Genomic DNA, 9,694 nt, shown 5'->3' with positions numbered 1-9,694 from the left:
CCCTGATCCCGAAGCCTCTTCGGTGACCCCGCGGCAATCGGGTGGCCGCTAGCCGTACTGGTCGACATGTCAGCGTCCGGAGTTCAGTAGGCGGTGGTGGGGGCCGCAGCGCAGGGTGAGTTCGTCGGCGTGGGTGCGGGGTTGTTGGGCGTAGGGGGTGATGTGGTGGACTTCGGTGCAGTTGGCGCCGACGGTGCAGCCGGGGTGGGTGCAGCCGCGTTCGGTGGCGTACAGCAGTAGGCGTTGGGCGGTGTTGGCTAGGCGGTTGGCGTGGTAGAGGGCTAGGGGTTTGGCGCCGTCGAAGATGGCGAGGTAGTGGTGGGCTTGGGCGGCGAGTTTGATGACGTCGCTCATCGGCAGCCAGGTGCCGCCGCCGGTGTGGGCTTTGGCGCCGCCGCTGAGTTTGGTGCGGGGCGGGGTCTCCAGTTCGGCCAGGGTGGTGGTGACCACGATGGTGGCGGGCAGGCCGTTGTGGGTGCCGAGTTGTCCGGAGGCCAGCATGGCGGTAGCCAGGGCGGCGAGGGCGTCGTGGTTGCGTTGGCCGGTGGTGCGGTCGTCGTTGTCGATGGCGGCTTGGCTGGGGGTGCCGTCGACGCACGGGGTGGGGTCGGTGGGGTTGCACATGCCGGGGGCGGCCCAGCGGGCCAGGACTGCATCGAGGGCGGCGCGGGCGGTCGGGGTCAGGGTGGCGGTCAGGTTGCTCATGCCGTCGGCGTCTTGGCGGCTCAGGGTGAGGTTGCGGCGGCGGGCGCGGTCGACGTCGGAGAACAGGCCGTCGGGGTTGAGGCAGTCGGCGAGGCAGGCGGCGAGTTTGGCCAGTTCGTCGGGGCGGTATTGGCAGGCCAGGTTGGCGAGGTGTTTTTCGGCGTTGGCCGCCATCTCGGGCAGTACGTCGTGGGGGAGGTGGTGCCAGAAGTCGCGGATGATGTGGATGTGGGCGCTGCTGATGCGCCCGGCGGCCGCGGCGGCGGCGGTGGTGGGCAGCAGTGGTGGTTGGGGTTGGCCGTCGAAGCGGCGGCGGGGGTGTAGGTCGGCGGTTTCGTCGATGCGTTGTTTGGCTTCGCCGCGGGTGATGTGGAGCCGGTCGGCTAAGGCCCAGCGCAGTTTGCCGCCGAGTTCGTCGGGGTCGGCGTGGGTCAGTTCGTTGATGAGGGGCCGTTCGAGGGCGGGCAGTTGGCGGCGCAGGGTTTCGAGGCGTTCGAGCAGGTTGAGTCGTTCGGGGGTGGTCAGGGCGTCGAAGGACAGGTTCAGGGCGCGCGACAGGTCGGCGCTTAGGGCGTCGAAGACTTCGACGACCTCTTCCCGGCTACTCGAACGCATGTTCGAATTATAGCGCGCCGCCACGACATCGCGCACCCCAGAACCGGCCGGAAACGGCCACCAAAATTATTGGGACGCAAGTGATTACTGAGCCGAAACACCCGTCACTGCAGCCCCAGCAGCCATAGGGGTTACGTCCAGGTTCCAACACCACCGTCCCGGGTGCCGGCCGGACCGACCCGCCGCAACCACTCGGGCCGCTCCCCATCGGCTTGTGCGGCAATACCCAGCCCCGTCGCAGCAACAAGGCGAACACTCGGCGCCATGATGATCGGAATGCGCGCTGCCGCCGCGACCGTGGTGGCGCTCGCCGTCGCCCTCGGGGTCGCCGCGCCCGGCTCCGCCGACCCCGACGGTCAGATGTACGGCGATCCCGGCGCCGCCGCTCCCTACTGGCGCTACCAGCACCAGGAGGACTGCGGGTTGATGGCCGTCGCCGACGTGGTCGGCCAGGTCACCGGCCGCGAGCCCTCCCAGGTGGGCATCGAGCTACGCGGCGTATTCACCCACAGCGAGGTCCACCGCGGCAGCGTTTACGCCTTCGACGGCACCTCCCCGGAAGATCTCGTACTGCTGCTGAGCAAATACGACATCGCATCCGACCTCAGCACCGGCAACACCATGGCCGGGTTGGAACAGCACCTCGCCGGTGGACACAAGGTGATCGCCGGGGTCAACGCCGAAACCATCTGGAATTCCTCACAGGGGCAGCGCGGCCAGGCTGATCACGCCGTCGTCGTCACCGGCGTCGACACCCGCTCCGATGTCGTCCACCTCAACGACAGCGGCACCCCCACCGGCCGCGACGAACAGATCCCGATGGCCACGTTCACCCAGGCCTGGTCGACCGGCGACAACGTATTGATCGTCACCCGCTGACCGCTAGCGCAGCTGCCCGACGCTCACCGGCAGCCCGGGGTCGGTGGCCACGTCCAGCGACGACGGCGCCGCGCCCGCGGCGACCAGCTGGGCGGCGTAGGCGGCGATCATCGCCCCGTTGTCGGTGCACAGCCGCGGCCGCGGCACCCGCAACGTCAGCCCGGCCTCCGCACAGCGGACCTCGGCCAGCTCGCGCAGCCGCGAGTTGGCGGCCACTCCGCCGGCGATGAGCAGCGTGGACACCCCCAGGTCGGTGGCGGCGCGCACCGCCTTCATCGTCAGCACGTCGGCGACCGCCTCCTGGAAACCCGCGGCGACATCGGCCGCCGGGGCGTCGGGGTGGGCTTCGACGTGTCGGGCCACCGCGGTTTTGAGGCCGGAGAAGCTGAACGCGTGCCGCTCATCGCGCGGCCCGCTCATGCCGCGCGGGAATACGACGGCGTCGCGGTCGCCGGTGCGGGCGAGCTCGTCGAGCACCCGGCCGCCCGGGTAGCCCAGCCCCAGCAGCCGGGCCACCTTGTCGTAGGCCTCCCCCGCGGCGTCGTCGACGGTGGCGCCCAGCTCGATGACCGGCTCGGCCAGCGACCGCACGTGCAGCAGGTGGGTGTGGCCGCCGGAGACCAGCAGCGCCACGCATTCGGGCAGCGGCCCGTGCTGGTAGACGTCGGCGGCCAGATGACCGCACAGATGGTTGACCGCGTAGAAGGGCACCTGCCAGGCGGCGGCGTAGGCCTTGGCGGCGGCCACCCCGACCAGCAGCGCACCCGCCAGCCCGGGCCCGATGGTGGCGGCCACGACGTCGGGCCGCTCGATCCCCGCGGCATCCAGCGCTCGGCGCATGGTGGGGGCGAGCGCCTCCAGATGCGCGCGCGAGGCGATCTCGGGCACCACCCCGCCGAAGCGGGCGTGCTCGTCGACGCTGGAGGCCACCTCGTCGGCCAGCAGGGTCAGCGTCGCGTCCGGCTCCAACCGGGCGATGCCCACACCCGTTTCGTCGCAGGAGGTTTCGATCGCCAAAATCGTGGTCATGATCCGGCCTCCGCTTCGCGGCGCATCGTGTAGGCATCGGCGCCGCTGGCCCGGTAGTAGCGTTTGCGCAACCCGACGGTGACGAATCCCGCACTGCGGTAGAGCCCGATCGCGGCGTCGTTGTCGGTGCGCACCTCCAGGAAGACGGTGCCGTCGCCGGCGAACTCCAGCAGGTCGGCCAGCAGCCGCCGCCCGATACCGCGGCCCTGGTGCGCGGGATCGACACCGATGGTGTGGATCTCGTACTCGAACGGCGGGGTGCGCCCGAGCCGGGAGACACCGGCGTAGCCGACGACCTCGTCGCCGACCCGGGCGGCCGTGTAGTGGTTGTGCGGGGCCGCCAACTCCCGCAGGAAGGCCGCCCGCGGCCACGGGTCGTCGCCGGGGAACAGCTGCGACTCCAGTTCGGCGCAGCGTTCAGCGTCCGCGCTGCTCAGCGGCCCGTAGTGCACCGGCTGGCGCTCGGCGCGGCTCTTGGCGTCCGGACGGCGCAGGTAGCGCGGCCGCAGCGGTTCCGGCGGGCCGGACCAGTCGGTGACCGCGGCCGCCAGGCCTGCCGCGTCGGGGTGGGCGAGGTCGAGCACCGGGAGCCCGAACAACGCCGTGTGCTGCGGGGACCCGGCGACGACGGTGGCCGGTCCGGGGTCGACGTCGGCGGGTGCGGCCACCGCGGGCCCGTCGACGCGCCGCCCGTCGCGGTAGCGGGCCCAGTAGACCTCGCGGCGGCGCGCATCGGTGACCACCAGCGCCTCCCCGCTGGTGCGGACCCCGATCGCGTCCAGGCTGCAGACCCCGTAGACCGGGATGCCGAGGGCCTGCCCGTAGCCCGCCGCGGTGGCCATGCCCACCCGCAGCCCGGTGAACGGGCCGGGGCCGCAACCGACCACGACGGCCTGCACGTCGGTGATGCCCACGCGCGCGTCACCCAGCGCCGTCAGCACGTTGGGGGTGAGGCGTTCGGCGTGCGCCCGGGAGTCGACGGTGACCCGCTCGGCGAGCACCTCGAGGCCCTGCGGCCCGACCGCGCCCGGGTCGCCGCGCAGCACGCCGGCGACCACCGCCGAGGTGGCGGTGTCCAAGACCAGCACGGTGCGCGGGCCGGCGTTCACGGCAGACTCCAACGCCAGGTCGCGGTGCGCACGTCGGGATCACCGGGTTCGCGGTCCAGCCGGATATCGAGATGACGCTCGGAGAGCCGCTCGACCAGCCCCTCGCCCCACTCGACCACCACCACAGCGTCATCGAGATCGGTGTCCAGATCCAGTGAGTCCAACTCGCCGAGCAGGTCGGCGCCGGTGTGTTCGAGCAACCGGTAGACGTCGACGTGCACCAGGTCGGGCTGGCCGTCGCGACGCGCCCGGTGCACCCGGGCCAGGACATAGGTCGGGGAGGTGACCGGTCCGTCGACGTCGAGTCCCTCGGCAATTCCCTTGGTGAACATCGTTTTTCCCGCCCCGAGCGGCCCGGACAGCACCACCACGTCCCCGGCGCGCAACTCCCGGCCGAGCCGGGCACCCAGCGCGACGGTGTCAGCGGCGGTCGGCAGCGTCGCCCGGCCGGTGCGGTCGGGGCGCGGGTCAGGCACGGCCACGCAACCGTCGGGCGGGTTCGCCGACCTCAGGGCTCACGGTAGGTCCTGGTGACGCGGCCGCGCGGGCTGGTGACCACCTCGTAGTGGATGGTGCCCAGGGTGTCGGCCCAATCCTGGGCCAGCGGCTCACCGTCGCGGCCGGGACCGAACAGGATCGCCTCGTCGCCTTCGGCGACATCGACCGGCCCCGGGCCCAGGTCGACGACGAACTGGTCCATGCAGACCCGGCCGACGCTGCGGCGACGCCTGCCGTTGATGAGCACCTCGAAGCGCCCGCTCAGCGGCCGGAAGACACCGTCGGCGTAGCCGATCGGCAACAGGGCGACCGTGGTGTCCCGGTCGGCGATCCAGGTCTGGCCGTAGGAGACGCCCTCCCCCGCCGCCAGCGGGCGCACCAGCACCACGGTGGTCTTCAGCGTCATCGCCGGGATCAGTCCCAGATCGCCCAGGTGCGGCAGCGGGCTGAGCCCGTAGACGGCGATGCCGGGCCGCACCAGGTCGTAGGCCAGATCGGGGCGGGTCATGGTGGCCGGAGAATTCGCCAGGTGGGCCACCTCGAACCGCACGCCGTGGTCGGCGGTGAGCTCCAGCAGCTCGGAGAACCGCTGTGCCTGAAGGTTGTTCGACGGGTGGTCCGGTTCGTCGGCGCAGGCCAGGTGCGACATCAGCCCGCGCAGCCGGACCGCGTCGTCGGCGGCGGCGCGGCGCAGCGCGTCGAGCAGCTGCGGGAACTCCGCGGCGCGCGCCCCGTTGCGGTTCATGCCGGTGTCGACCTTGACGGTGACCGCGGCGGTACGGCCGGTGCGGGTGACCGCGTCGAGCAGCGCGTCGAGTTGGCTCACCGAGGAGATGCCGACCCCGACGTCGGCGGCCAGCGCGGGCGCGAAATCGGTGCCGGGCCGGTGCAGCCACGCCAGCACCGGTGCGGTGACTCCGTCGGCCCGCAACGCCAGCGCCTCGTCGATGGTGGCGACCCCGAGCTCGGCGGCCCCGGCGCCGACCGCGGCGCGCGCGACCGCGGCTGCGCCGTGGCCGTAGCCGTCGGCCTTGACCACGGCCATCACCTGGGCGGAGCCGGCCTTCTCGCGCAGCACGCCGATGTTGTGCGCGATCGCGCCGAGGTCGATGGCGGCCTCGGCGATCAGCCCACTGGCCTGGGATGTCGCTGTCATCGCCACCATTGTCCCAAAGCCGTCGCCGGTGCCGGGGATGCCGTGCCCGAGCCGCGCCCGCCGCGGGTCAGTGCGCGAAGTGCTGCTCGTCGAAGTGTCCGCCCGGTTTGGTCTTGTCCAGGGCGGCGACGGTCTTGAAGATGTCGTCCTTCAGGGCCCGCGCCAGGTCGGCCGAGAGGCCTTCGCGGACCACGATCCGCAGCACCGCGACGTCCTCGGCCTCCGGCGGCATGGTGTAGGCCGGGACCTGCCAGCCGTAGGTGCGCAGCTCGTGGGAGACGTCGAATTCGGTGTAGCCGCGGTCGCCGGCGAGCCGGAAGCTGACCACCGGGATGGCCGAGCCGTCGGTGATCAACTCGAAGTGCCCGCTGGCGGCCAGTTGCTGGCCGAGCCAACGCGCGGTCTCCGACAGCGAGCGCATGATCTCGGTGAAGCCGTCGCGGCCCAGGCGCAGGAAGTTGTAGTACTGGCCGACGACCTGGTTTCCGGGCCGGGAGAAGTTCAACGTGAATGTCGGCATGTCCCCGCCGAGGTAGTTGACCCGGAACACCAGCTCGTCGGGCAGGTGCTCACGGTCGCGCCAGACGACGAAGCCGATGCCCGGGTAGGTCAGGCCGTACTTGTGGCCGCTGACGTTGATCGACACCACCCGCGGTAGCCGGAAGTCCCAGGTCAGTTCCGGGTGCAGGAAGGGTACGACGAAGCCGCCGCTGGCCGCGTCGACGTGGACCGGCACGTCCGGGCCGTCGGCCTTGGCGGCCAGCTCATCGAGTGCCGCGCAGATCTCGGCGACCGGCTCCAGTTCCCCGGTGTAGGTGGTGCCCAAGATCGCCACCACGCCGATGGTGTCCTCATCGACGGCATCGACGACCTGCTCGGGGGTGATGGCGTAGCGACCCTCGGCCATCGGCAGGTAGCGCGGTTCGACGTCGAAGTAGCGGCAGAACTTCTCCCACACCACCTGCACGTTGGCGCCCATCACCAGGTTGGGGGTGCGGGTCTTCCAGTCCGTGCCCTGCGACTCCAGGCGCTTGCGCCAGCGCCACTTCAGGGCGAGCCCGCCGAGCATCACCGCTTCGGAGGAGCCGATGGTCGACACTCCGGTGGCGCTGTTCGGGTCAGTGTCGTCGAGGTTGGTGGCGTGGAAGAGGTCGGCGACCATGGACACGCAGCGTTGTTCGATCGCGGCGGTGGCCGGGTACTCGTCCTTGTCGATCATGTTCTTGTCGAACGTCTCGGCCATCAGCTTCTCGGCCTCGGGGTCCATCCAGGTGGTGACGAAGGTGGCCAGGTTGAGCCGTGAGGACCCGTCGAGCATCAACTCGTCGTGGATGAACCGGTAGGCGGCCTCCGGCTCCATCGACTCGTTGGGTATCCGCAACGCGGGCACCGGCGACGAGGAGAACCGGCCGGTGTAGGCGGGTGCGATCGAGTGCGCGGGCACAGAGGGGTGGGATGACACGAGCAGTCCTCTCTAGTGGGTGTGTTCTCGGGTTCGGAGTTCGGCGACGGCGGGGCGAATGTGGGCGAGGATCGGCGATGCCGAGGTGGGGGCGGCACCGCGGCCGGATTCGGTCGCGGCGAGTTCGGCGGCGCGGGTGTGCACGAACACGGCGACCGCGGCCGCTTCGGCGGCCGGTAGTCCGGCGGCCAGCAGCGCGCCGATCATCCCGGAGAGCACATCGCCGGACCCGGCCGTGGCCGCCCAGGACTGGCCGGCCGGGTTGAGGTAGACCCGGCCGGGTCGATGCGCCGGTCCCAGCTTCGCCTCTCCTCCGTCGAGCCTCGCTGAACCGCCGTGCCGATGCGGCGGTCCCAGCTTCGCCTCTCCTCCGTCGAGCCTCGCTGAACCGCCGCCGGGTTCGGCGATGACGGTGACGTGTCCCTTGAGCAGCACCGTGGCCCCGAATCGCTCCGCCAGGGCGCGGGCGGCGCCGACGCGGTCGGCGCCGGGGGGCTCGCCGGCCAGCCGGGCGAACTCCCCGGCGTGCGGGGTGAGCACCGTCGGGGCGCTGCGGCCGGTGACCAGTTCCGGGTGGGCGGCCAGCATGGTCAGGGCGTCGGCGTCGACGATCACGGGCAGGTCGGTGTCCAGTGCGAACCACAGCGCCGCGGCGGCGGCGTCGTCGGTGCCCAGCCCCGGGCCGACCGCCCAGGCCTGCACCCGCCCGGCAGCCGCCGCACTGGGCGCGATCACCACCTCGGGCCAGTGGTCGACCACCTCGGCGGCGGCGCTGCCGGCATACCGGACCATCCCGGCGGTGGCGGCCACCGCGGCGCCGGCGCACAGGATCGCCGCGCCCGGATACGCCGCCGATCCGGCCAGGATCCCGGTGACGCCCTGGGTGTATTTGTCGTCGGCGCGCCGCGGCACCGGCCAGCGGGCCGCCGCCTCCGCCGCGTCGATGCCGAGTAGGTCGGTCTCGGGCAGGTCCAGCCCGATGTCGATCACCTCCACCCGTCCGCAGTCGCCCAGCGCGTGCACGGGTTTGCGGCCGCCGAAGGTGACGGTGACCGCGGCGCGCACCGCCGGGCCGTCGGCCGCGCCGGTGTGCGGGTCGAGGCCGCTGGGCAGGTCGACGGCCACAACCGGGATACCGGAGTCGTCGACCGCCGCGAAGATCTCGGCGGCGGCCGGGCGCAACGGTCCCTTCGCCGCGAGGCCGACCACCCCGTCGATCACCAGATCGGTGCCCTCGCCGACCCGTTCGACCCGCCGGCCGCCGGCTTTTCGAAAAGCGGCGAGCGCGGCGGGGTGCGCGCGGTCGGGGTTGAGCAGGATCGCGTCGGCGGCCACGCCGCGACGGCGCAACAGGGTCGCCGCCCACAGCGCGTCGCCGCCGTTGTCGCCGGAGCCGGCCACCGCGCACACCCGCCGGCCGGTGATCCCGCCGGTGCGGCGGGCCAACTCGTTCAGGATGACGGTGGTCAGACCGAACGCGGCCCGGCGCATCAGGACCCCGTCGGGCAAGCTGGCCAGCAGCGGCGCTTCGGCGGCACGGATCTGCTCCACGGTGTAGTAGTGCCGCATCTGCTCCCGTCCCGCTCGGCTCGGCTCGGCGCCCTCCCAGGCTACGTCGTGGGCGCGGCGGCGTAACCGGCTAATGCCGGAATCCGGCCGTGGCCGAGTCGGCTTCACTACGCTGGGGGTCGTGTTCTGGTCATGCGCGACATGCGGGGTGGAGCACGACGCCACCCCGGAAGTCTGTTCGATCTGCGCCGACGAGCGCCAATGGGTGCCGCGCGAGGGACAGCTGTGGACGACGCTGGAGCAGTTGGCGGCCGACGGGATGCGCTCGCAGACCGAGTTCCTCGAGGAGGGGCTGATCGCGGTCGGCGCCACGCCGCGGTTCGGCATCGGCCAGCAGGCCAAACTGGTGGTCACCGGGGCGGGGAATCTGCTGTGGGATCCGTGCGGGTTTCTCGACGACGCCGCGGTGGCGGCGGTCGCCGCGCGCGGCCCGGTGATCGGGATCGCGGCCAGTCACCCGCACATGTTCGGTGCACAGGTGGAGTGGAGCCGCCGACTCGGCGATGTGCCGGTGTATGTCAACGCTGCCGACGCCGAGTGGGTGCGACGTCCCGACCCGGTGATCCAGCACTGGTCTGGAACGCTGCAACTGGCCGATGGGCTGACGCTGGTTCAGGTCGGCGGCCATTTCCCGGGAAACGCGGTGGCCCACTGGGGTGATGGCGCCGACGG

9 protein-coding genes and 1 pseudogene are annotated in these 9,694 nt (G+C 71.9%); 2 read left to right on the top strand and 8 right to left on the bottom strand.

Annotated elements, in window-relative coordinates:
- Positions 1-69: 69 nt before the first annotated feature.
- Positions 70-1,320, bottom strand: a complete 1,251-nt coding sequence (locus A5643_RS05230) for an HNH endonuclease signature motif containing protein (protein WP_082948743.1) — start codon at positions 1,318-1,320, stop codon at positions 70-72.
- A 264-nt stretch (positions 1,321-1,584) separates the two neighbouring features.
- Here A5643_RS05230 and A5643_RS05225 point away from each other — a divergent pair, with 264 nt between their 5' ends.
- Entirely contained in the window at positions 1,585-2,199 is a 615-nt protein-coding gene (locus A5643_RS05225; RefSeq protein ID WP_066852624.1) for a C39 family peptidase, read from the top strand.
- A gap of 3 nt (positions 2,200-2,202) precedes the next feature.
- On the opposite strand, the gene tsaD is transcribed toward A5643_RS05225, so the two are convergent.
- The 7 genes and pseudogenes from tsaD to A5643_RS05195 form a co-directional block, all read right to left on the bottom strand.
- Positions 2,203-3,228, bottom strand: coding sequence for a tRNA (adenosine(37)-N6)-threonylcarbamoyltransferase complex transferase subunit TsaD (gene tsaD, locus A5643_RS05220; RefSeq protein ID WP_066852622.1), 1,026 nt, complete (start codon positions 3,226-3,228; stop codon positions 2,203-2,205).
- Positions 3,225-3,680 (bottom strand): ribosomal protein S18-alanine N-acetyltransferase, encoded by a 456-nt coding sequence (gene rimI / locus A5643_RS18920; RefSeq protein WP_353612560.1) that lies wholly within the window; start codon positions 3,678-3,680, stop codon positions 3,225-3,227. The genes tsaD and rimI overlap by 4 nt, the downstream gene beginning before the upstream one ends.
- 6 nt (positions 3,681-3,686) lie before the next feature.
- Positions 3,687-4,349: pseudogene (gene tsaB, locus A5643_RS18915) on the bottom strand (tRNA (adenosine(37)-N6)-threonylcarbamoyltransferase complex dimerization subunit type 1 TsaB); the annotation flags it as partial.
- The gene (tsaE, locus tag A5643_RS05210) at positions 4,334-4,813 is read right to left on the bottom strand and encodes a tRNA (adenosine(37)-N6)-threonylcarbamoyltransferase complex ATPase subunit type 1 TsaE (RefSeq protein ID WP_066852630.1); all 480 of its coding nucleotides are present in this window, start codon (positions 4,811-4,813) and stop codon (positions 4,334-4,336) included. The pseudogene tsaB and the gene tsaE, both read right to left, overlap by 16 nt.
- Before the next feature lie 32 nt (positions 4,814-4,845).
- A complete protein-coding gene (gene alr / locus A5643_RS05205; RefSeq protein ID WP_197497654.1) occupies positions 4,846-5,997 on the bottom strand; it encodes an alanine racemase in 1,152 nt (383 codons plus the stop codon).
- 61 nt (positions 5,998-6,058) lie between these two features.
- Entirely contained in the window at positions 6,059-7,453 is a 1,395-nt protein-coding gene (gene gad, locus A5643_RS05200) for a glutamate decarboxylase (protein WP_066852618.1), read from the bottom strand.
- Positions 7,454-7,465: 12 nt separating this feature from the next.
- Positions 7,466-9,022 carry an NAD(P)H-hydrate epimerase gene (locus A5643_RS05195; protein ID WP_066852616.1) on the bottom strand — a complete coding sequence of 519 codons (1,557 nt, stop codon included), beginning with the start codon at positions 9,020-9,022 and terminating at the stop codon, positions 7,466-7,468.
- Positions 9,023-9,143: 121 nt separating this feature from the next.
- Between A5643_RS05195 and A5643_RS05190 the strand changes: the two genes are divergently transcribed.
- Positions 9,144-9,694 (top strand): MBL fold metallo-hydrolase (locus A5643_RS05190; protein ID WP_066852628.1); only part of this gene is annotated, 551 nt, incomplete at its 3' end.

It is taken from the genome of Mycobacterium sp. 1274756.6 (assembly GCF_001668625.1).
GTDB lineage: Bacteria > Actinomycetota > Actinomycetes > Mycobacteriales > Mycobacteriaceae > Mycobacterium.
This window is presented reverse-complemented; position numbering and strand designations above follow the sequence as displayed.

What these genes read in the sequence shown, in the direction of transcription:
- A5643_RS05230 (WP_082948743.1), bottom strand. Translation starts at nt 1,320, where the DNA reads ATGCGTTCGAGTAGCCGGGAAGAGGTCGTCGAAGTCTTCGACGCCCTA.
- A5643_RS05195 (WP_066852616.1), bottom strand. Translation starts at nt 9,022, where the DNA reads ATGCGGCACTACTACACCGTGGAGCAGATCCGTGCCGCCGAAGCGCCG.
- tsaD (WP_066852622.1), bottom strand. Translation starts at nt 3,228, where the DNA reads ATGACCACGATTTTGGCGATCGAAACCTCCTGCGACGAAACGGGTGTG.
- A5643_RS05225 (WP_066852624.1), top strand. Translation starts at nt 1,585, where the DNA reads ATGATGATCGGAATGCGCGCTGCCGCCGCGACCGTGGTGGCGCTCGCC.